We start from the raw sequence: 22,255 nt of genomic DNA on the forward strand, positions 1-22,255 counted from the left end.
ATCTGCCGGGTTCTCTGAGGATGTGCGGGCTGAAGCACAAAGAGAACAGGACGCTTTCGCGTCCTGTTTTTTACACTTCAATATCGGCCAAATCGCCTTTTTCCTGCAACCAGTTACGCCGGTCTTCGGAACGTTTTTTCGCGAGCAGCATATCCATCATGCGCAGCGTCTGGTCAACATCCTCTTCACTGATCGTCAGCTGGACCAGACGGCGGGTATTCGGATCCAGCGTCGTTTCACGCAGCTGTAACGGGTTCATCTCGCCCAGCCCTTTAAAGCGCTGAACGTTCGGTTTGCCCTTTTTGCGTTTCAACTGCTCCAGCACGCCCTCTTTCTCATCTTCGTCCAGCGCGTAGTAGACCTCTTTGCCGAGATCGATGCGGTAGAGCGGCGGCATCGCAACGTAGACGTGACCATTTCTGACCAGTGAACGGAAATGTTTCACGAACAGCGCACAGAGCAGCGTAGCAATGTGCAGACCATCGGAGTCCGCATCCGCCAGAATGCAGATCTTGCCATAGCGCAGCTGCGACAGATCTTCGCTGTCAGGATCGATGCCGATCGCCACGGAAATATCATGCACTTCCTGCGACGCCAGCACCTCATCGGAAGAGACTTCCCAGGTGTTCAGGATCTTGCCTTTCAGCGGCATAATCGCCTGATATTCACGATCGCGCGCCTGTTTGGCCGAGCCACCTGCCGAGTCCCCTTCGACCAGGAACAGTTCTGTTTTATTCAGATCCTGTGCGGTGCAGTCCGCCAGTTTACCCGGCAGTGCCGGTCCGCTGGTGAGCTTTTTACGCACCACTTTTTTGGCTGCCCGCATACGCCGCTGGGCGCTGGAGATCGCCAGCTCAGCCAGCATTTCCGCCGTCTGAATATTCTGGTTCAGCCACAGGCTGAAGGCATCTTTTACGACGCCAGAGACAAAGGCAGCACACTGACGGGAAGAGAGACGCTCTTTGGTCTGTCCGGCGAATTGCGGATCCTGCATCTTCACCGACAGCACATAGGCGCAGCGATCCCAGATATCTTCCGCTGAGAGCTTCACGCCACGCGGCAGAATGTTGCGGTATTCGCAGAATTCACGCATCGCATCCAGCAGCCCCTGACGCAGGCCGTTGACGTGCGTCCCGCCCTGCATGGTCGGGATCAGGTTAACGTAGCTTTCCGTTAACAGCTCGCCGCCTTCCGGCAGCCACAACAGCGCCCAGTCCACCGCTTCCACATCACCGGCAAAGCTGCCGACAAAAGGTTTTTCCGGCAGCGTCGGCAGGCCATTCACCGCTTCACACAGATAGTCGGTCAGGCCATCTTCGTAGCACCAGCGCTGCTCGGTATTGTTCAGCTTGTCTTTGAAGACAATCTCAACGCCAGGGCAGAGCACCGCTTTGGCTTTCAGCAGATGGGAAAGACGCGATACCGAGAAGCGCGGGCTGTCGAAGAAGCTTTCATCGGGCCAGAAATGGACGCGCGTGCCGGTGTTGCGTTTCGCCACCGTGCCGGTGACGGTGAGATCCTGCACTTTGTCGCCATTTTCAAACGCCATGTCATAGATTTCGCCATTACGGCGCACCGTGACTTCAACACGTTTTGACAGGGCATTAACCACAGAAATGCCGACGCCGTGCAGGCCGCCCGAGAACTGATAGTTTTTGTTGGAGAACTTGCCACCCGCATGCAGACGACACAGGATCAGCTCGACGGCGGGCACGCCCTCTTCCGGGTGGATGTCCACCGGCATGCCGCGACCATCATCAATCACTTCCAGCGACTGATCAGCGTGCAGAATCACTTCAACCCGCTTCGCATGGCCGCCCAGCGCCTCATCGACGCTGTTATCAATCACTTCCTGACCCAAATGGTTGGGACGCGTCGTATCGGTGTACATGCCCGGACGACGGCGAACAGGCTCAAGGCCAGTCAGGACCTCAATGGCATCCGCGTTATAGTTAGATTGACTCATCGTAAATGTCTGATTAGAAGGGTGAAATGGGGTGCGATTTCCGCATTACTCAGGGATGATTCAGACCGAGAAAGTCCAGAATCTGCGGGAAATGGCGCTCGAATCCAGTAAATGCATGATTACCGCCCTCTTCTACCGTATGACGGCACGCGCTGTAATAGTCGAGCGCCTGGCGGTAATCGAGAACTTCATCGCCGGTCTGTTGCAGCAGCCAGAGTAAATCGGGCGCTTCCAGCGGTTCAATCTGCATTACTTTGAGATCGTAAATGTGGCGTGACTCTAACACATATTGCTGGCCGGTGTAGGGATTCTGATTTTCGCCCAGGAAATCCGCCAGCAGCTCAAAAGGTCGCACCGCAGGATTAACGACCACGGCAGGCAGCATAAAGCATTGCGACAGCCAGGTGGCGTAATAACCGCCCAGCGAGGAGCCCACCAGCCCCAGCGTTTCGCCACTACGGCTTAATACCAGATCTTCCAGCATGGCCGCGGCATCGGCCGGAAAAGTCGGCAACTGAGGCACGATCATCTCGATCCCGGGATGCTGCGTCTCTAACCATTGCCGGAACTGCGTTGCCTTCGCCGACTGCGGCGAGCTGTTAAAACCGTGCAGATAAAGCAATGCCGCCACGCGTCAGTATCCTTCTGAGTCTAAATCGGGACGAAAAGCGTCGGTGTCGAGCCGGTTGACCTCGGTCTCAAGGCCGCCATCCGGATGCAGGGTAAACCAGCGCCAGCCCGGTGCCACGGTATCAATTGTAAAGCTGGTGCAGTGCGGTTTGAACTGGACGCAGGTTGATGGTGTGGCCAGCACGCGGCGGCCGTGCCACTCCAGATCCAGCTCCTGATGAATATGACCACAGACCAGCGTCCGGGCTAAGGGGTAGCGCTGTAACACCGCATCGAGCTGATGGGAATTACGCAGGCTGTGCTGATCGAGCCAGGTACAGCCCGAGGCCAGCGGATGATGATGCAGCAGGACCAGCGTATGACGTTGCGGAAAGCGGGACAGCGCGTTGTCGAGCCACTCCAGCTGATAGTCGCTCAGCATCCCATGCGGGACACCGTAAACCTGGCTGTCGAGCAACACAATCTGCCACTGCTCACCCACCAGCACCTGCTTGTGGGCATTGATGTGCGCTGCCGCCAGCGTGTCGACCATCGCGGGCTGAAAGTCGTGATTACCGGGCAGCCAGACACAGGGGCGCGGTAAACGTGAGATACCCTCAGCAAAATGCTGATAGGCTTCGACAGAGTGATCCTGGGCGAGATCGCCGGTGGCGATGATCAGGTCATAGTCGCGCTGTTGCGCAATAATCGCATCCAGCACCGCGTCATAACTCGACCAGGTGTTCACGCCAAGCAGCGATTCATGTTTTCCCGCGAACAGGTGAGTATCCGTGATTTGCAAAATCCTGATTTCGGAACCGTTCGCTGCAGGAAGAGTTAGCAGGCTATCCAAAGCGTTTCCTTCGTCTCCACGCCATTTACTGCATTATACGCATCAGCAGACCGGAACTGCCATTGCGCCATGCGCCAGGCAGTAGCGCAGCCAGTCTGCAAGAAACTGGTTTATCTGATGCTTTTCATCGCGCTGATGCAATTTTTTATTAGGATAATCATAGCGCGCTTTGAAGCGATAGATCTGTTGAGTTGAACACACTTCGGCGACCATCGCATCGTGATAGAGCCGGACCGACATTGAGGGCAGGCTCCAGTAACTTACGGCAGGCGCGACCTGGCGGATCTCCACCAGCGTGGTGTAGCGCGTCGACTCCTGAATCGTCAGCTGATAACGGGCGCCACTCACCTGATAAATCACCGATTCGCCCGCCTCATCGTTGCGCGGCAGCAGGCGGCGTAACTGGGCGAAGTTGGTTTCGCAGAGCCGCATCATTTCGGGAAAGTCAGGGGTATAGCGCTGTTTCATTTTTGTATCCACTCTTCGCGTAGTTTTTCATGGTGCAACGCCAGCCATTGCAGGGCGATGACAGACGCCGCATTGTCGATTATCCCCTCTTCCACCCAGCGATAAGCCTGTTCGCGGCTCACCACATGCACAAGAATATCCTCATTCTCTTCCTCCAGACCATGGCATCCCTCTGCCTGGCTGGCATCCACTTCCCCAATCAGCACCGACAGGCGTTCGCTGGTGCCACCAGGGCTGGCCAGATAGCTAAGCACAGGCTTAACCCGGCCAACGTCTAAACCTGCTTCTTCAACGGCTTCACGGCGCGCAACCTGCTCAACCGATTCGCCGGGTTCAATAATGCCGGCGACCATCTCCAGCAGCCAGGGTGAAGCACTGCTGTCATAAGCCGGGATGCGGATCTGTTCAATCAGCACCACTTCATCGCGTAAGGGATCATAAGGTAGCAGCACGGCGGCATGTCCGCGCTCAAAAACTTCACGCTGCACTTCCCCACTCATTTCGCCATTAAACTGGCGGTGGCGGAAGCGGTAACGTTCGACGGAAAAAAAACCATCATAGACGGTTTCGCGTGCAATAATTTCTACATCGTTTTTTGTGAAAGTCACAGGGGATTTTTTTTCTTCCGGCATCATCAGGTTCCTTGTGCAGATTGGAGTGGAGCGAAAAAAGCCTGTAACTGTGCTCCATGTAAGTAGTTCTTTCTGAATTATTTACGTAAATTAGGGGGAGAAGGCACGTTCAGCCAACTTATCTCACAGTTGCCCTCTGCTAGAATCGGCGATAATTTTTTGGCTTACCCGGCAGCGCACCCACTGCAATTTGCTGCAACAAAAGGAATGCAAATGAAAAAACTGCTCCCATTTTTTATTGGGCTGAGCCTGGGCGGTTTCAGCTTCGCCAGCCAGGCAGAAGACCTGCTTCAGGTTTATCAACAAGCGCGTCTGAGCAACCCGGATCTGCGCAGTGCCGCTGCCGATCGCGATTCTGCTTTTGAGAAAATCAACGAAGCGCGCAGCCCCCTATTACCCCAGCTCGGCCTGGGTGCAGACTACACCTATAACAACGGCTATCGCGACAGCAGCGGTCTTCATTCCAACACGACCAGCGGCTCGCTGCAATTAACCCAGACTATTTTCGACATGTCGAAATGGCGCGCGCTGACCCTACAGGAAAAAGCAGCCGGTATTCAGGATGTCACCTATCAGGTCGCACAGCAGGATCTGATACTGAACACCGCGACCGCCTACTTCAACGTGCTGAAAGCGATTGATACGCTTTCTTACACCGAAGCGCAGAAACAGTCGATCTATCGCGAGCTGGATCAGACCACGCAGCGCTTTAACGTTGGCCTGGTTGCCATCACTGACGTACAGAACGCCCGCGCGCAATATGACAGCGTACTGGCCAATGAAGTCACCGCGCGTAACAACCTTGATAATAACGTAGAAACGCTACGTCAGATCACCGGTATGGATTACATGTCGCTGGCTTCGCTGAGTATCGATCGCTTCAGAACCGATAAGCCCGAAGCGGTCAGTGCGCTGCTTAAACAGGCTGAAAGCCGTAACCTGTCGCTGCTCTCTGCACGTCTGAATCAGGATTTAGCCCGTGAGCAGATTCGCTCTGCAGAAACAGGTCATATGCCGACGCTGGATCTGACCGCCTCTACCGGCATGTCGAACAGCAAATATGGCGGCAGCCGTGCCAATCAGAGCCAGGGGGCTACTGACTCGATTACCGGTTCAAATCAGGTTGGCCTGAGCTTCTCTCTGCCACTCTATAGCGGCGGCAGCGTCAACTCTCAGGTAAAACAGGCGCAGTACAGCTTCGTCAGCGCCAGCGAATCGCTGGAAAGCGCGCACCGCTCAGCCGTCCAGACGGTACGTTCATCGTTTAACAACGTGAATGCGTCTATCAGCAGCATCAACGCCTACAAACAGGCCGTCGTTTCTGCACAAAGCTCTCTGGATGCGTCAGAAGCAGGCTATCAGGTGGGTACGCGTACTATCGTCGATGTGCTCGATGCGACTACCGTGCTCTATAACGCGAAGCAGCAGCTTTCCGATGCGCGCTATAGCTACCTGATTAACCAGCTGAATATCAGCTATGCGCTGGGTACGCTCAATGAGCAGAGCCTGCAGAAACTGAACAGTCAGTTGGGTAAAGAGATCCCGACGTCACCGGAAACCGTGGCACCGGAAAATGCCCAGCAGACCGCACGTGTGGATAGCGGTCCGGCGGCAACCGGCTCTTCTGAGGCAGCGCGTCCTGCAGCTCGCCACAGCAGCGGTAATCCTTTCGGTAATTAATCTGCGGGCGGGCTGCTTTGCGGCCCGCCTCTCTGTTGAACGTATAACTAAGTAAAGATCCCTGTTGTATCAGGCCTCCAGCTTCAATTTTACCCCCCCATCCCCTATTCTATGCGCTACCTTTGGGCACAGGATAATCATAATGAAACGCACAAAATCTATTCGCTATGCCGCTTTTCGTAAGAGCTGGCAGGCACGCCATTTAACGCCCGTTGCTATCGCCGTTTCGGCGGTATTTATGCTGGCTGGCTGTGAACAGAACGATGAAACGGTTTCGATGTACCAGAACGCCGATGACTGTTCGAAAGCCAATCCGGGCCAGAGTGCGCAATGTACCACCGCATTCAATGAGGCTAAAAAAGAGGCGGAACGCACCGCGCCAAAATATGCCACCCGTGAAGATTGTGTCGCTGAATTTGGCGAAAACCAGTGTCAGCAGACACCGGCTCAGGCAGGTGTAGGCACCACCAATGCGGAATCACAGCAGAGCGGCGGAAGCTTCTGGATGCCACTGATGGCGGGTTACATGATGGGCCGCATGATGGGCGGTGGTTCAGGCTTTGCGCAGCAACCGCTGTTCTCGCCGAAAAATGCCCGTAGCCCGGCCAATGGTCAGTTTGTTGATGCATCGGGCCGTAACTACGGCGCAGCTACCTCCGGCAAAACCATGACCGTGCCGAAAACGGCGCTGGCACCAAAACCGGCCACCACGTCGACCATTACCCGTGGTGGCTTCGGTGAAACCGTCGCGAAGCAGAACAGCATGCAGCGCAGCAGCGCCACCGGCACCTCCAGCCGCTCAATGGGAGGCTAACGCCCCGATGGAACGCATTGCCATTTCAGAGCGCCCAGGCTGGCGCGAAAAAGCCACCGAGTTCGGTTTTCGTTTTCACACCATGCATGGCGAACCCTACTGGTGTGAAGAGGCCTATTACCAGTTCACGCTGGCGCAAATCGAGCATCTGGAAGAGGTCACCGCCGAGTTGCATCAGATGTGCCTGCAGGTGGTGGAAAAAGTGGTCAACAGCGAAGCGCTGCTGACTAAATTCCGCATCCCCAAGCATACCTGGGATTTCGTGCGCGATTCATGGCATCAGCGTCAGCCATCGCTGTACTCTCGTCTGGATCTCGCCTGGGATGGCAAGGGTGATGTGAAGCTGCTGGAGAACAATGCTGATACGCCGACCTCGCTGTATGAAGCAGCATTTTTCCAGTGGCTCTGGCTGGAAGACCAGCTTAATGCCGGTCAGCTCCCCGCTGGCAGCGATCAGTTTAATAGCCTGCAGGAAAAGCTGATTGAACGCTTTGCCGCGTTACATCAGCAGCACGGCTTTAACTGGCTGCACTTCGCCTGCTGCCGCGACACCGACGAAGATCGTGGCACCGTGCAGTATCTTCAGGATTGCGCTACCGAAGCGGGTCTGCCGAGTGAGTTTCTCTATATTGATGAGATTGGCCTGGGCGAAAAAGGTGAATTCACCGACGCTCATGATCAGGTGATTAGTAACCTGTTCAAGCTCTATCCATGGGAGTTCATGTTGCGTGAAATGTTCTCTACTAAGCTGGGCGATGCGGGCGTGCGCTGGCTGGAACCGGCATGGAAAAGCATCATTTCGAACAAAGCTCTTCTGCCGCTGCTGTGGGAGATGTTCCCGAATCACCCTAACCTGCTGCCCGCCTGGTTCGCGGAAGATGACGTGCCACACATGGAAAAATATGTGGTGAAGCCGCTGTTTTCACGTGAAGGGGCTAACATCCGCATCGTAGAGAATGGTCAGGAGATTGCCCGCGTTGATGGGCCGTACGGCGAAGAGGGAATGATCGTCCAGCAGTTCCATCCGCTGCCAAAATTTGGCGACAGTTATACGCTGATTGGTAGCTGGCTGATCGACGATCAACCGGCTGGGATCGGCCTGCGTGAAGATCGCGACCTGATCACTCAGGATCTTTCCCGTTTCTATCCGCACGCCTTTATCGGTTAACGCACCGCGATAATAACAGGCCAGCTTCTGGCCTGTTTTCTCTCAGCTTCGCCCTAACCTACCTGAACCGACAGCATGCTGATAGCACCCATCTCCATGCCATCAACCGGAATACTGATGACGTCATCCGGCTGACGTGCGCCCAGCACATAGAGCAGCGGCAGATAGTGCTCAGGCGTCGGGTTAGAAAGTGCCGCGCCGGGATGATCCATAAAGCTAACCAGCGGATGAGAAGCCGCATCGCTCTGTACTGCCAGGTTATTGCGGACGAACTGTTCAAAACTGCTGGCCCACGGATAGACTTCGCTGTTGCCATCCCAGCGCACTTTACGCAGGTTGTGCACCACGTTGCCGCTGGCGACAATCATTACGCCCTGATCGCGCAGTGCAGACAGTTTCTGGCCCATCTCAAAATGCCATGCCGCAGGTTTAGTGCCATCAACGCTGAGCTGTACCACCGGAATATCGGCATCCGGGTACATCTTAATCAGGACGCCCCAGGAGCCATGGTCCAGTCCCCAGTCCTGATCCAGCTTCACCTCAACGGGCGCTAACTGCTCCACCAGCTGCTGAGCCAGTTCAGGCGATCCGGGTGCCGGATAGCGCGTATCAAACAGCGCCTGTGGGAAGCCACCAAAATCATGAATGGTCTTCGGCTGTGCCATTGCCGTCACGGCGGTGCCACGCGTATACCAGTGCGCCGAAACCGCAATAATGGCGCGTGGACGTGGCAGCGTGTCGCCTGCGTGACGCCACGCGGCGGTATAGCGGTTCTCTTCAAGGGCATTCATCGGGCTGCCGTGGCCTAAAAACAGGGCTGGCATGCGTAACTGGCTCATTCGTACTCTCCGGCATCCGGTGGTTTAATAGCCACTACGATACGCGCATTCGTCAGGTTATCACGCGGATAACCATGATGATGATCACCAGGAAATTTGAATGAAATCTGACGTAACAGCTGGCATAGGTATTCAGCAGAGAGAAGTGTGGAAAAGCGAGAGTTCAGCCGGCGTCATGACGGTATGAAAAAAATGAAACAGGCCCTGATCGGGGCCTGTTTATCGCAGCAGAAAGATTAACTGGCGTGGCGCGTTTCGTGCGTACGACGCCAGGCGATCAGATCTTCGATTGTCACTACCGGCATGTTGTGCTGACGCGCGAACGTAATCGCTTCAGGCGCATGGGCCATGGTGCCGTCGTCGTTAGTCAGTTCACACAGCACACCCGCAGGCTTAAAGCCGGCCAGAGTGACTAAATCGATAGTCGCTTCAGTATGCCCGCCACGGGTTAACACGCCGCCTTCGCTGGCACGCAACGGGAAGACATGACCAGGGCGATGCAGATCGGCAGGTTTAGCATCATCGGCAATGGCCGCGCGGATAGTAGTGATGCGATCCTGCGCGGAGACGCCGGTAGTGACGCCTTCAGCCGCTTCAATGGTCACGGTAAAGCCAGTGCCAAAGGAGCTGGTGTTGTTTTCCACCATCATTGGCAGGTCAAGCTGCTGGCGACGCGCTTCGGTCAGGCAGAGGCAGACAATGCCGCTGCCGTGACGAATAGTCAGCGCCATCTGTTCAACGGTCATGGTTTCTGCGGCGAAGATCATATCGCCTTCGTTTTCACGATTTTCATCGTCGAGTACCATCACACCGCGTCCCTCACGCAGGGCGGCGATAGCACGTTCTACACGCTGTTCAGGCGTGCCAAATTCAGAAAGTAGCGTCTGATTCATGGTAATAAAAACCTTAAAATGTATGGGTTACCAGAATCAGGGCGTGCTTAGGAGTGACGTCAAAAAGACGTGGCAATAACGTGATGCAGACACAATTGTCCGACAGATGTCGTTACCCTCTCCCATCCGGACTGTAACCGTCGGCCCCGGAATTACACCGGATCTGCTGACCTTTACCTCTCTTTTCATCAAGATAAAGCGCTCGCGGGCTTTCAGCCGAAGCTGATTTACCGCCGGTGGGGAATTGCGCCCCGCCCTGAGAATAAGCCTTTCAACTATAACGCCGATCGTTTGAGGCGGCAATCATCAATAGCGCAATTGCTTTTGCATTTCCTGCGTTACCGATTTGAGGTTTATCCTTTTCATTTCTGGCATTACACTTAACACTTATTACGTTGGTAAACACGCTGACACAGCTCCCCGTAACCAGGAAATCATCATGATCGACACGAAAAAAATTGAACAACTTGCCCGTCAGGTTCACGAAGCGATGCCTAAAGGTGTTCGTGAGTTTGGTGATGATGTCGAAAAGAAAATTCGTCAGGTTCTTCAGGCGCAGCTGACGCGTATGGATCTGGTCAACCGTGAAGAGTTTGATGTGCAGACGCAGGTGTTACTGCGTACGCGGGAGAAACTGGCGGCGCTGGAACAGCGTCTGGCCCAGCTGGAAAGTCAGGGTTCATCAGCCGGTACGCCACCGACGGCAACTGCACCGGCAGCACCTGTTGCAGTGGCCACACCATCTGCTTCAGTAGCCACCTCACCCGCCGTTTCACCGCCACCGGTTGCCGATGTCGTGAAACCTGTTCCGGACAACAAGTCAGAATAAGCGTTAAGCGGGAGCCAGGCTCCCGCTTACCCTCTGCGTTAGCTGCCGCGAATGGTTTTGATGATGTTGGTAGTGGAGATACCATCCTCGAAGTTCAGCACCTGCACGTCGCCGCCATTTGCCCAGACTTCTTTACTGCCCGCGATATCTTCCGGCTTGTAATCACCGCCTTTGACCAGCAGGTCAGGCAGAATGCCCGCAATCAGCCTCTGCGGCGTATCCTCTTCAAAGACGACCACCCAGTCGACCGCTTCCAGCGCACCCAGCACGATCATCCGGTTTTCCTGCGGATTGACCGGACGGCTTTCACCTTTCAGACGCTTAGTCGACGCATCGCTGTTCACCGCAACGATCAGTCGATCGCCGAGCTTGCGGGCGTTGGCCAGATAAGAGACATGTCCCGCATGCAGAATGTCGAACACGCCGTTAGTCATCACCACTTTTTCGCCACGACGGCGGGCCATCTCAACGGCGGCTTTTAACTGCGCTTCCGTCATGATGCCAAAACCCTGTTCCGGGCGGGCATGAATCGCATTTTCCAGCTCAACCGTACTGACGGTCGAGGTACCGAGTTTACCCACAACCACGCCCGCCGCCGCGTTGGCCAGGAAACAGGCTTCTTCCAGCGAGTCGCCCGCTGCCAGCGCTGCCGCCAGCACGCCAATCACCGTATCGCCGGCACCGGTCACGTCGTAGACTTCCTGCGCCTGAGTCGGCAGATGCAGAGGCGCTTTGCCCGGCTGCAGCAGCGTCATACCGTTTTCAGAACGGGTCACCAGCAGCGCGGAGAGATCAAAATCAGCGATCAGCTGCGTGCCACGCGCCACGATCTCCTCTTCGTTTTTGCATTTGCCGACCACGGCTTCAAATTCGGAGAGGTTCGGCGTCAGCAGCGTCGCGCCACGGTAGCGCGCAAAATCAGTGCCTTTCGGATCGATCAATACCGGCACGCCCGCTTCGCGCGCAAGGGTAATCATGGTCTGCACGCTGGAGAGCGCGCCTTTGGCATAATCGGACAGCACCAGCGCACCCGCTGCGGCCAGTGAATCACGCATTTTCTGGTGAATCGGCTCCGGATCGACCTGTTCAAAGCCCTCTTCAAAGTCGAGGCGGATCAGCTGCTGGTTGCGGGAAAGCACGCGCAGTTTGGTAATGGTCGGATGGCTTTTGACCGCCACGAAGTCACAATGAACGTTGACGTCTTTCAGCGTGTTGCTCAACACGCGCGCCGCATCATCTTCGCCGGTCAGGCCGATTAGCCGGGACGCGGCACCGAGTGCTGCAATGTTCATCGCTACGTTTGCCGCGCCGCCAGGGCGCTCTTCAACCGTGTCCACTTTCACCACCGGAACCGGTGCTTCAGGGGAGATACGGCTGGTTGGGCCATACCAGTAACGATCCAACATTACATCGCCAACAACCAGCACTGAGGCTTGGCCGAACGCGGGCAGAGTCACTTTCATTCCAGACACTCCAGACTGCATTAAAAATAGTGCGCGGATGATAGCACAGTTGCGATTTGTGCTATCAGCATCACGCCAGGATAGACGCAGGCGTTATCAGCCAGCGCTGCCAGCTGTTCAGAACCGTCTGCCGCTCCGCTGCGTAAGCCTCTGGCTCAACGTGGCCCGGCAGCTCCTGCAGGGCGCGATGGTGCAGGGCGTCGCGCAGCGTGACATAAGCCTGCGTCAGCGCCTGCGCTTCATCGGCGGGCATTTTATGGTACTTCGCCATCAGCTCGAAAATGCGCACATTGTCAGACCAGCGCGTCAGTTCAGGCTGCTCAGCGGCGTAGCGTAAGACAAGATATTGGGCGATGAATTCAATATCGGTGATGCCACCCGCATCGGCTTTGATATCCCAGCGACCTTTATGTTTGTTGCTGAGGTGAGCGCGCATCTTTTCACGCATCTCACGCACTTCGGTTTGCAGCGCGTCTGCAGGACGTGGCAGCGACAGAATCGTCTGACGAATCGCGTTGAAACGATCACCCAGCTCTGCTTCGCCAAACACCACGCGCGCCCGGACCAGCGCCTGATGTTCCCATGTCCAGGCTTCACTGCGCTGATACTCTTCAAACGCCTCAAAGGTACTGACCAGCATCCCTGCCGCGCCGGAAGGACGCAGCCGCGCGTCCACTTCGTAGAGAATGCCGGAGGCGGTGCGGGTACTGAAGAGATGCATAATGCGCTGAGCAAGACGCAGATAGAACTGACGGCCATCGATGCTGCGCTCCCCTTCGGTCACCGCGTCTGCCGGACAGTCATGCAGGAAGACTAAATCGAGATCAGAACTGTAACCCAGCTCCCAGCCACCCAGTTTGCCGTAACCCAGCACCGCAAAACCGCGTTCATGTTCATTGCTCAGGTGAGAGGGACGACCGTAGCGCTGCACCATCATGTTCCACGCCTGACGCACCACAGAGTCGATGATTGCTTCCGCCAGCCAGGTAAGATGATCGCTGACTTTCATCACCGGCAGCGTGCCCGCGATGTCAGCAGCAGCAATACGCAGATGCTGCGCCTGCTTAAACTGCCGCACCGCTTCCAGCTGCTGTTCCTCATCCTCAGTGGGGATGCGCAGCAGATACTGCCGCAGCTCGTCACGATAGGCGTCGGTGGCAGTCGGCTGATAGAGCGTGGCGGGATCGAGCAGTTCATCCAGCAACAGGGGGTGGCGCGCCAGCTGGCTGGCTACCATCGGTGAGGCCGCACACAGGCGAATCAGGTGACGCAGGGCACCGTGATATTCGGTCAGCAGCTCCAGATAGGTGCTGCGGGTCAGCACGCCGAGCAGCAGTGGCGTCAGACGGCTCAGCGTGACCGCCGCGTCTTCACGCGGGCAGACCTCGCTCAGCAGGCGCGGCATCAGTTGATCCAGCGCCTGACGGCCACGCGGGCCGATGGTGCGCCGGCTGATGTCCTGACGAAACGCCTCCAGCGTCTGATGCAGCGTAAGCCGCTGATCGTCGCTGAGCTGCGGCACCAGGGGAGCCAGTTCACTATCTTCCAGCTGGTCCTGCCACAGCACCTGAAACTCCGCCAGCTCACGCTGATCGCCAATCTCAGGCGTATCTTCCCCAATCAGCTCATCAAAGATTGTCCGTACCGCTGCCATCTGAGCATCAAGTTGGGTCATCAGCGCAGGCCAGTCGGCACAATCCATCGCCCACGCCAGCCGGGCGCGATGCAGCTCATCCTCGGGCAGCGTCTGGGTCTGCTCGTCGCCCAGGCTTTGCAGCAGATTCTCCAGCCGCCGCAGGAACAGATAGGCGTCACGCAGCGCATCCACCTGCTCAGCAGGCAGCAGGGCCAGCGTTTTGATCGCCTCAAGCGTCGGCAGCAGCGAACGCAACTGAAGCGAGCGTTCACGTCCGCCGCGAATCAGCTGGAACACCTGCACGATAAACTCGGTTTCACGGATGCCGCCCGCGCCCAGTTTGATATTGTTTTTCAGCCCGCGTCGCCGGACTTCACGGCTGATCATCCCTTTCATGTTACGCAGCGACTGGATCACGCTGAAATCGATGTAACGCCGATATACGAACGGCCGCAGCATCTGCTGCAGCTCCAGGCTCCAGCGGTCGTGGTCATCGCCCATCAGGCGGGCCTTGACCATGGCGTAACGCTCCCAGTCACGTCCCTGCTCCTGGTAGTAATCTTCCAGTGCGGCAAAGCTCATGACCAGCGGACCGCTGTCGCCAAACGGCCGCAGCCGCATATCCACACGATAGACAAAGCCATCCATGGTGGGTTGATCCAGGACTTTGATCAGCCGCTGGCCCATACGGGTAAAGAACTGAGCATTATCGAGCTCACGCCGTCCGCCGCGCGTGGTGCCGTTTTCTGGCCAGGCGAAAATAAGGTCAATGTCAGAGGAGAAGTTCAGTTCACCGCCACCCAGCTTGCCCATGCCCAGAATCAGCAGCGGCTGAGCGTCGCCATCGGCATTACAGGGCGTACCAAAATCACGGCAGCAATCCTGATATACCCAGTCGCGCGCCCTGCTGACCAGCACCTCAGCTAAGACACTAAGCTGTTGCAGACTCTGTTCAGTCGTGGCGTGTTGCAGAGCCTGCATCCAGGCGATACGCACCAGCATACGGCGGCGAAACAGCCGCAGTTCGCGCATCAGGCTCGCTTCACTGTCAATGCCCCTGAGTACCTCATTTAGCCATACAGCGTAGTGCTGCCACTCATCAGGCTGCGGCGGCTGGTCGAGCATCGTCTGCCACCAGTCGGGATGTTGTTGCAGGTTTTCCAGCACGAAATCGCTGAAAGCCAGCCCGGCGGCCTGCTCCGGGCTAAGCGAAGTCAGCGGAACCCCAAGCTGTCGGGCGGCCTGGTCGGCCTGGTCGCGTAGCAACGCGGGAAGTGCTGCCAACATAACGCCCTCCTTGATGGCGGTACGAATTACCCGTTAGCGGCTAGCGCCGCTGGTGAGCCAGAATGGCTGCTGTTTCAGTGCCTGCGACGTCAGCCAGGCTAATCCGGATGACTGCTTTTCATGAATCGCCGACAGCAGTTGCTGCCAGGGTTCGAGCCAGGCCATCACCGTTTCCACGGGATAGGAACCCGCCAGCAGGTGCACCGTCAGCAGCTGACGCGCCAGACGGGTAGCTTTGTCCTGATACTCATTGGGCTGTTTGACCGTGATGAATGTCTCTCTCAGATCGGCATTGACGCGGCTCAGCATGATGTCGCTGAAACGCTTAAACGAACCCTGCAGCTTGGCTTCTCCTTTGGCATCGATCCACTGACGCCACTGAGACTCCGCCAGCCAGTGGGTCAGCGCCAGCTGCGTTTCAACCGAGAGGGAAGATAAGCAGAACGCCGCCGCCTCCTGCTCTTCGTTTACCAGCGTCTCTTCCAGCGTGGTCAGCTGCTGACGCAGAGCACTGCTGGCTTTGCGTGGCACCAGCGCACCAAACAGGCTGAACGCCTGACGCAGCAGATCCAGCGCTTCGCGCACCGCATCCTGCGCCGCCGCGTTGCCGCGCAGCCAGACTTCTTCATGATATTGCCAGTGACGCAGCCCCGCCGACATTGCAGCGACCATGCCCTGCTCAACGGTCGCTTTAGCGCCTGCTTTCAGCAGCGGGAAAGCCTCAATCTGGCGCGGCGGATTACCCTGCGCCAGCTGATAACCGCGGGCGGCTTTGCTCAGGCTGCCCATACGCAGACCGCCCAGCGCCACCAGTTGCTGCGCAAAGGCCAGCAGATCCTGGCGTTCGCCACTTTTCAGCTCCAGTTCGATCTCGCACAGCAATTCGCTAAGCTCACCCGCCGTGACCGCGCCCTGATCAAACGCGACTTCAATTTCACTGTTGCCTGTGGTGATCAGCCAGATTTCGCGCTGGAAATGGGTGGTGAATAGCGGCTGTAACCGCTGTTGCAACGCCGCGACATCGGTGCCCTTAGGCCAGATCTCTGCGGGCAGGCGCGCAATATCCAGCACCGGCTCGCTGAGCTCAACGTTATATTCCGGACGCTGATGCAGGCCGCCGAGCGTCTGCCCCGCCGCTTTTAGCGTCATTTCATAGCGCTGATCGACGCCACGGATACGTAATCCCATATCCCAGCGTCGAAGCTGGTTGTCGTCAGTTTCGAAGTAGATGTTGGTCAGCTCGCGAGCAGCCTGATGCTGATGCGGCAGAGTGGAGAGCAGTTCAGCCATTTTCCCGGCTGCCTGTGGAGTTGCAATGAACTTTAGTTCGATTTCGATGGTCATAATTTTTTATTCACTACGCCGCTGGCACTTAAGAGGGTTTTTCCTGCATATTTCAGGCGATTATCAGCAGGTTACTCACGCTGCCGCCTGGAGGGCAAGGGGTTATCAGGCGAAGATTAATGCACAGAAGCCGCGCTGTCTCTGCTTTCTTTGCTCTTTCGCAGACCTTTTCGCACTCTCATGAGACCAGGATAGTTCTCATTCAGATTTATGCGAGGCCTCTCCAGACTGTGCCGGTAAATTTTAAGTCAGACTAAGCCAAACGAAATCGAATGAAAAAAATCACACTCGCTGGACTCACTTTGCTGGCCCTCAGCACCCTTGCACCTGCCCATGCCGACGAAAAACGCTATGTTTCTGATGAACTCTCAACCTGGGTCCGCAGCGGGCCGGGCGATCAGTTCCGCCTGCTCGGTAAGCTGAACGCCGGGGAAGAGGTGCAGCTGCTACAGACTAACAATGACACCCATTATGGCCAGATCCGTGATTCGGAAGGCCGCACCACCTGGATCCCCCTGTCGCAGCTCAGTGCCAATCCGAGCCTGCGTACCCGGGTGCCGCAGCTTGAGCAGCAGGTGAAAGATCTGACGGCCAAGCTGGATAACATCGACAACAGCTGGAATCAGCGTACTGCTGAGATGCAGAACAAAGTCGCCAGCAGCGACGGCGTGATCAACGGGCTGAAAGGCGAGAATCAGAAGCTGAAAAATGAGCTGATCGTCGCCCAGAAGAAAGTCAGCGCCGCTAACGTTCAGTTGGATGACAAGCAGCGCACCATCATCATGCAGTGGTTTATGTATGGCGGCGGCGTGCTGGGTGTTGGCCTGCTGCTGGGACTCTTATTGCCGCACATGCTGCCGCGCCGTAAGAAAAGCGATCGCTGGATGAACTGACCCCCCTTCTGTCGGGTTTGAGCAGGGGATCGCAGGATCCCCCTTTTGGCATGTCTGCAATCCGGGGAATCTGTGCAACAATAAAATGAGATGCACCGCTGATTTCAGGCGCGGGATACGCCCGGCGTGCAGGTCATTTCTTTTTCTCTGGAGTTTTGCGTGAAGACGTTTCTTGTTGGCGGTGCGGTGCGAGATGCGCTGCTGAATCTGCCGGTTACAGACAAAGATTGGGTGGTAACAGGCTCCACGCCCGAAGCCATGCTTGAGCAGGGTTATCAACAGGTCGGTCGCGATTTTCCCGTTTTCCTGCATCCCGTCAGTCGCGAAGAGTATGCGCTGGCCCGGACCGAGCGGAAAAACGGGAAAGGCTACACCGGCTTTGTCACCTGGTCTGCGCCCGACGTGACGCTGGAGCAGGACTTACAGCGCCGCGATCTGACCATCAATGCTATTGCGCAGGATGAAAACGGCGAGCTGGTTGATCCCTACAACGGCCAGCGTGATATTGCCCAGCGCCTGCTGCGTCACGTCTCAGAAGCCTTCAGTGAAGACCCGCTGCGGGTATTGCGCGTCGCGCGCTTTGCTGCGCGTTTTGCCCATCTCAACTTTCGTATTGCCCCCGAAACCCAGCAGCTGATGCAGCAGATGGCCGAAAGCGGTGAGCTGTCGAATCTCACTGCCGAACGGGTGTGGAAAGAGACGGAAAAAGCGCTGAGTTCACGCAATCCACAGGTCTATTTTCAGGTGCTGCGCGACTGTGGGGCGTTGCAGGTGCTGTTTCCTGAGCTGGATAATCTGTTTGGTATTCCTGCACCGATTAAATGGCACCCGGAGATCGACACCGGTGTGCATACGCTGATGACGCTGGCGATGGCCGCCGCGCTCTCCAGTGAGATCGATGTGCGCTTCGCCACACTGTTTCATGACGTCGGTAAAGCGCTGACGCCGCCTGAGCTGTGGCCGAGCCATCACGGTCATGGTCTGGCAGGCGTTCCGCTGGTCGAGGCGCTGTGCCAGCGACTGCGGGTGCCCAATGCAATTCGCGATCTGGCGCTGATCGTGACCGAGTTTCACGACATTGTGCACACCATTGAGCGGCAATCTGCGGCGTCGCTGGTAGCGCTGTTCGACCGCATCGATGCCTGGCGTAAGCCGCAGCGCGTTGAGCAGATGGCGCTGACCAGCGAAGCAGATGCGCGTGGGCGTGCCGGGCTGGAGAGTATGCCTTATCCGCAGGGCGACTATCTGCGTCGTGCTTTTGCGCTGGCGCAGGCGGTGCCGACCAAAGCGGTTATCGAAGCGGGATTCAAAGGGATGGAAGTGCGGGAAGAGATGACGCGACGACGCACTGCCGCCGTCGCGCAGGGTCTGGCGATCGGGCAGCCTGACTAGCAGGCTGCCACGGGTTTACATGAAGATCATGTAAACCGCTGCCGCCACGATAAAGCGGTAAATGGCGAACGAGACAAACGAGATGCGTTTGATCAGCTCAAGGAAAGCTTTAATCGCAATCAGCGCCACGATAAATGCCGTTACGAAGCCCACGGCGAACATCGGAAAGTCTGCCATGGTCAGGAAGCCGATGCTCTTGTACATGTCCAGTACGGTCGCACCCATCATCATTGGCACCGCCAGGATGAAGGAGAACTCTGACGCGGCATAGCGGCTCACACCCATCAGCATTCCGCCGGAGATGGTTGCACCGGAACGTGAGAAGCCCGGCCATAGCGCTAAGCACTGGAAGCAGCCAATCATGAAGGCCTGACGATAGGTAATATCATCGACGCCGACGGCTTTCGGCTGTTTTGGCTTAAGATACTCTGCGGCCAGCAGCAGCACCCCCCCACCACCAGCGCGTACATCACGTTGATCGGATTGAACAGCGTTTTGATCTGATCGTGCAGCACCAGACCCACTACCACAGCCGGAACCATACCCAGCAGGATATGGATCAGCGACAGGCGCCCGGTGCCGACACCTTCATGTTTGACTTTGCCAAAGTGAATGCCGATCAGGCCAAACAGACGGCGCCAGAACATCACTACTACAGCCAGAATCGATCCTAACTGGATCACAACTTCAAAGGTCTCGGCTTTTTCACCTTCAAAGCCCAGCAGGTGACCCACTATAATCATGTGCCCTGTGGAAGAGACCGGTAAAAATTCGGTCAGTCCTTCCACAACGCCCAGGATTGCAGCTACCCAAAGCTGATGAATATCTGCCATCAAATGTTCCCTCTATCCGTTTCAAACCATTAAAAAGGCGGTAGCGCGCTGCTATCGCCTGAAATTATGCCGCTATTAGCCTGAATTAAACCTTAAGATCTACACCGTTTCGCCTGCTGTAACGAAACGGTCCACGCTATGACAGACAGTAATTTGGTTTGGTTTCATTGTGATGGCAATCACATCGTATTTATTTAGGAATAGTCCCGCGCTCAATTCGCACGCCAACCTGCGCCGCCTGGGCTACAGCGCCCGGTTTGCTTACCCTTATACGCACGCCAGGCGAACTGAAACGGTTCATCAACAGATCCGCGATTTCTTCAGCTACCCGCTCAACCAGGGCAAAACGCCCTCCGTTCAGATGGGTCAGAATCGCCGAGGAGACATCGGCATAGCTGAGACAATCTTTCACATCGTCGCTGCTGGCCGCCAGACGATTATCCCAGGCCATTTCGACATCGAGCACCAGCTTCTGCTGTATACCCTGTTCCCAGTCGTAAACGCCAATGGTGGTGAACACCGTGAGTTGTTCTATAAATACGATATCCATGATGAGGTTCTCTGTTTTTGGCTAAGCCGGATACCACTTCCGGCGGATTATGCGTATTATCCACGGTTGATGAGATCAAAACGACCCTAAAGGGAACGGTACGGTGTTATGAGTGCTTTCGCGCTTGGTATGATTATTTTCGCGTATCTTTGCGGTTCGATTTCCAGTGCGATTCTGGTTTGCAAACTCGCTGGCCTGCCCGATCCCCGCACACACGGTTCCGGTAATCCGGGTGCCACCAACGTACTGCGTCTGGGCGGTAAAGCCGCAGCAGCAACCGTATTAGTGTTTGATGTGCTGAAGGGGATGGTGCCGGTCTGGCTGGCTTATCTGATGCACGTGACGCCGCTCTATCTTGGCCTGACCGCCATTGCCGCCTGTCTCGGACATATCTATCCGGTGTTCTTTCACTTCCGCGGAGGCAAAGGTGTGGCAACGGCATTTGGCGCGATTGCGCCGATTGGCTGGGACTTAACCGGGCTGGTCACCGGCACCTGGCTGCTCACAGTTTTACTCAGTGGCTATTCCTCGCTGGGGGCGATTGTCAGTGCACTGATCGCGCCATTCTATGTCTGGTGGTTCAAACCGCAGTTCACCTTTCCGGTGTCCATGCTCTCCTGTCTGATCCTGCTGCGTCATCACGATAATATTCAGCGGCTGTGGCGCGGTCAGGAAGGCAAAATCTGGAAGCGCAAAAAGAAATCTCAGCCATAAAAAAAGCCGGCAATAGGGTGTCCAAAAAATGTGGCTGTGCGACCGGCACTGCTCAGGAAACAGGGTCAGATCGGAAAGACGCAAAAGCCGTCATCCCTGACCGCTCGGCCCGCGCCATCCATGGCGCGTGACGCTTTCCTCTTCTGACCCAGTTCCCTGCGTGTTGAGCTTATCCGTTGCGGCCAGATGCACTCTCATTCAGGCTGTTGAGTCTGCTTTTTTTACGTCAGATGGCAGGTAACTCCGCCAACGGCCAGCGCGGTCGCACACTGACGCTCAACTCGCCCCGCGTCCCGCCTTTTAACCGCACCATGCCCGCATACGCGATCATCGCACCGTTGTCGGTACAGAACTCCGGGCGGGCGTAAAACACTTCGCCCCCGCGCTTTTGCATCATGACCGCCATCTGCTCGCGCAGTGTGCGGTTAGCGCTGACGCCACCGGCAATGACCAGACGCTTAAAGCCGGTCTGATCCAGCGCGCGCTTACATTTGATCGACAGCGTATCCACCACCGCATCTTCAAAGGCGCGGGCGATGTCAGCACGGGTCTGCGCATCATCAGGATTAGCGCGAATCGTATTCGCGGCAAAGGTTTTCAGGCCGGAGAAGCTGAAGTCCAGACCTGGACGATCGGTCATCGGCCGCGGGAAGGTGAAACGCCCCGCCGTGCCCTGCTGCGCCATCTTCGACAGCATCGGCCCGCCCGGATAATCCAGACCCAGCAGCTTCGCCGTCTTATCAAAGGCTTCGCCCGCTGCATCATCGATCGATTCACCCAGCAATTCATATTCACCGACGCCAGTGACACTAATCAGCTGGGTATGTCCGCCGGACACCAGCAGTGCGACAAACGGAAATTCCGGTGGATTCTCTTCCAGCATCGGTGCCAGCAGGTGGCCTTCCATATGATGAACCGGCACGGCAGGCACTTTCCACGCAAACGCCAGCGCGCGGCCAATGGTGGCGCCGACCAGCAGCGCACCCACCAGTCCGGGACCGGCTGTGTAGGCTACGGCATCAATCTGCTGCGGCGCCAGACCGGCCTCTTTCAGTGCGGCCTGAATCAGCGGCACGGTTTTACGCACGTGATCACGTGAGGCCAGTTCCGGCACCACACCGCCATAATCGGCGTGCAGTTTTACCTGGCTGTAGAGCTGGTTAGCCAGTAATCCAGCCTCGTCATCATAGATTGCGATGCCGGTTTCATCGCACGACGTTTCAATACCCAGAATTCGCATTGCATCACCTCATTCTTGCGGCGCGCAGTTTATCACAGCAATGTGATGTGCAGCGCGGGCATCCCGCGTAAAAAGTCATTTTCTGTCGGCTAAAGAGTGCGCTATACTCCCGCCCCTGGAAAAACCGGCAGCCGCACAGGCAAACGCTCCTG

Annotated in this window: 19 protein-coding genes, 1 pseudogene and 1 riboswitch; of the genes and pseudogenes, 7 read left to right on the top strand and 13 right to left on the bottom strand. The window is 56.6% G+C overall.

Annotated elements, in window-relative coordinates:
* Positions 1-70: 70 nt before the first annotated feature.
* Genes parE through nudF form a run of 5 tightly spaced genes read right to left on the bottom strand, consistent with a single transcriptional unit; the run spans position 71 to position 4,528 of the window.
* Entirely contained in the window at positions 71-1,966 is a 1,896-nt protein-coding gene (parE, locus tag FA92_RS14990; protein WP_033784060.1) for a DNA topoisomerase IV subunit B, read from the bottom strand.
* A 49-nt stretch (positions 1,967-2,015) separates the two neighbouring features.
* Positions 2,016-2,597, bottom strand: coding sequence for an esterase YqiA (yqiA, locus tag FA92_RS14995; protein WP_013359053.1), 582 nt, complete (start codon positions 2,595-2,597; stop codon positions 2,016-2,018).
* 3 nt (positions 2,598-2,600) lie between these two features.
* The gene (gene cpdA, locus FA92_RS15000) at positions 2,601-3,428 is read right to left on the bottom strand and encodes a 3',5'-cyclic-AMP phosphodiesterase (protein ID WP_013359054.1); all 828 of its coding nucleotides are present in this window, start codon (positions 3,426-3,428) and stop codon (positions 2,601-2,603) included.
* Between the two features lie 42 nt (positions 3,429-3,470).
* Positions 3,471-3,896: a DUF1249 family protein gene (locus FA92_RS15005; protein ID WP_008925735.1), complete on the bottom strand. Its 426-nt coding sequence runs from the start codon at positions 3,894-3,896 to the stop codon at positions 3,471-3,473.
* Entirely contained in the window at positions 3,893-4,528 is a 636-nt protein-coding gene (gene nudF, locus FA92_RS15010) for an ADP-ribose diphosphatase (RefSeq protein WP_033734725.1), read from the bottom strand. The genes FA92_RS15005 and nudF overlap by 4 nt, the downstream gene beginning before the upstream one ends.
* Before the next feature lie 213 nt (positions 4,529-4,741).
* Here nudF and tolC point away from each other — a divergent pair, with 213 nt between their 5' ends.
* From tolC to FA92_RS15025, 3 genes are all read left to right on the top strand, one after another.
* Positions 4,742-6,208, top strand: a complete 1,467-nt coding sequence (gene tolC / locus FA92_RS15015) for an outer membrane channel protein TolC (protein ID WP_033784061.1) — start codon at positions 4,742-4,744, stop codon at positions 6,206-6,208.
* A gap of 142 nt (positions 6,209-6,350) precedes the next feature.
* Positions 6,351-7,022, top strand: a complete 672-nt coding sequence (locus tag FA92_RS15020) for a DUF1190 family protein (protein WP_033733914.1) — start codon at positions 6,351-6,353, stop codon at positions 7,020-7,022.
* 7 nt (positions 7,023-7,029) lie between these two features.
* Positions 7,030-8,190, top strand: a complete 1,161-nt coding sequence (locus tag FA92_RS15025; protein WP_013359058.1) for a glutathionylspermidine synthase family protein — start codon at positions 7,030-7,032, stop codon at positions 8,188-8,190.
* A 53-nt stretch (positions 8,191-8,243) separates the two neighbouring features.
* Here the strand turns inward: FA92_RS15025 and ygiD are convergent, their stop codons facing one another.
* Together ygiD and ribB are read right to left on the bottom strand one after the other, a co-directional pair.
* Entirely contained in the window at positions 8,244-9,029 is a 786-nt protein-coding gene (gene ygiD, locus FA92_RS15030) for a 4,5-DOPA dioxygenase extradiol (protein ID WP_033784062.1), read from the bottom strand.
* A gap of 236 nt (positions 9,030-9,265) precedes the next feature.
* Positions 9,266-9,922: a 3,4-dihydroxy-2-butanone-4-phosphate synthase gene (ribB, locus tag FA92_RS15035; RefSeq protein ID WP_033784063.1), complete on the bottom strand. Its 657-nt coding sequence runs from the start codon at positions 9,920-9,922 to the stop codon at positions 9,266-9,268.
* A 110-nt stretch (positions 9,923-10,032) separates the two neighbouring features.
* A riboswitch (FMN riboswitch) is annotated at positions 10,033-10,190 on the bottom strand.
* Between the two features lie 171 nt (positions 10,191-10,361).
* Between ribB and FA92_RS15040 the strand changes: the two genes are divergently transcribed.
* Positions 10,362-10,751, top strand: a complete 390-nt coding sequence (locus FA92_RS15040) for an accessory factor UbiK family protein (protein ID WP_013359062.1) — start codon at positions 10,362-10,364, stop codon at positions 10,749-10,751.
* A gap of 38 nt (positions 10,752-10,789) precedes the next feature.
* Here the strand turns inward: FA92_RS15040 and hldE are convergent, their stop codons facing one another.
* From hldE to FA92_RS15055, 3 genes are all read right to left on the bottom strand, one after another.
* Complete coding sequence (gene hldE / locus FA92_RS15045; RefSeq protein ID WP_013359063.1) at positions 10,790-12,214, bottom strand: bifunctional D-glycero-beta-D-manno-heptose-7-phosphate kinase/D-glycero-beta-D-manno-heptose 1-phosphate adenylyltransferase HldE; 1,425 nt, start codon at positions 12,212-12,214, stop codon at positions 10,790-10,792.
* A gap of 70 nt (positions 12,215-12,284) precedes the next feature.
* Complete coding sequence (gene glnE / locus FA92_RS15050) at positions 12,285-15,137, bottom strand: bifunctional [glutamate--ammonia ligase]-adenylyl-L-tyrosine phosphorylase/[glutamate--ammonia-ligase] adenylyltransferase (protein ID WP_033784064.1); 2,853 nt, start codon at positions 15,135-15,137, stop codon at positions 12,285-12,287.
* Positions 15,138-15,170: 33 nt separating this feature from the next.
* Positions 15,171-16,481, bottom strand: a complete 1,311-nt coding sequence (locus FA92_RS15055) for an inorganic triphosphatase (protein WP_033784065.1) — start codon at positions 16,479-16,481, stop codon at positions 15,171-15,173.
* A 272-nt stretch (positions 16,482-16,753) separates the two neighbouring features.
* Between FA92_RS15055 and FA92_RS15060 the strand changes: the two genes are divergently transcribed.
* Together FA92_RS15060 and FA92_RS15065 are read left to right on the top strand one after the other, a co-directional pair.
* Positions 16,754-17,374, top strand: coding sequence for a TIGR04211 family SH3 domain-containing protein (locus tag FA92_RS15060; protein ID WP_008925741.1), 621 nt, complete (start codon positions 16,754-16,756; stop codon positions 17,372-17,374).
* A gap of 159 nt (positions 17,375-17,533) precedes the next feature.
* Positions 17,534-18,766, top strand: coding sequence for a multifunctional CCA addition/repair protein (locus tag FA92_RS15065; RefSeq protein ID WP_033784066.1), 1,233 nt, complete (start codon positions 17,534-17,536; stop codon positions 18,764-18,766).
* 15 nt (positions 18,767-18,781) lie between these two features.
* On the opposite strand, the pseudogene bacA reads toward FA92_RS15065, so the two are convergent.
* A pseudogene (gene bacA / locus FA92_RS15070) lies at positions 18,782-19,599 on the bottom strand (undecaprenyl-diphosphate phosphatase).
* A 190-nt stretch (positions 19,600-19,789) separates the two neighbouring features.
* On the bottom strand, positions 19,790-20,149 hold the full coding sequence (gene folB, locus FA92_RS15075; RefSeq protein WP_033784067.1) for a bifunctional dihydroneopterin aldolase/7,8-dihydroneopterin epimerase: 360 nt from the start codon (positions 20,147-20,149) through the stop codon (positions 19,790-19,792).
* Between the two features lie 108 nt (positions 20,150-20,257).
* Here folB and plsY point away from each other — a divergent pair, with 108 nt between their 5' ends.
* Positions 20,258-20,863 (top strand): glycerol-3-phosphate 1-O-acyltransferase PlsY, encoded by a 606-nt coding sequence (gene plsY, locus FA92_RS15080; RefSeq protein ID WP_003848436.1) that lies wholly within the window; start codon positions 20,258-20,260, stop codon positions 20,861-20,863.
* 226 nt (positions 20,864-21,089) lie between these two features.
* Here plsY and tsaD read toward each other — a convergent pair whose 3' ends face one another.
* Entirely contained in the window at positions 21,090-22,103 is a 1,014-nt protein-coding gene (gene tsaD / locus FA92_RS15085; protein WP_033784068.1) for a tRNA (adenosine(37)-N6)-threonylcarbamoyltransferase complex transferase subunit TsaD, read from the bottom strand.
* Between the last annotated feature and the right edge of the window lie 152 nt (positions 22,104-22,255).

It is taken from the genome of Pantoea sp. 9140, assembly GCF_000745295.1.
Lineage (GTDB): Bacteria > Pseudomonadota > Gammaproteobacteria > Enterobacterales > Enterobacteriaceae > Pantoea > Pantoea vagans.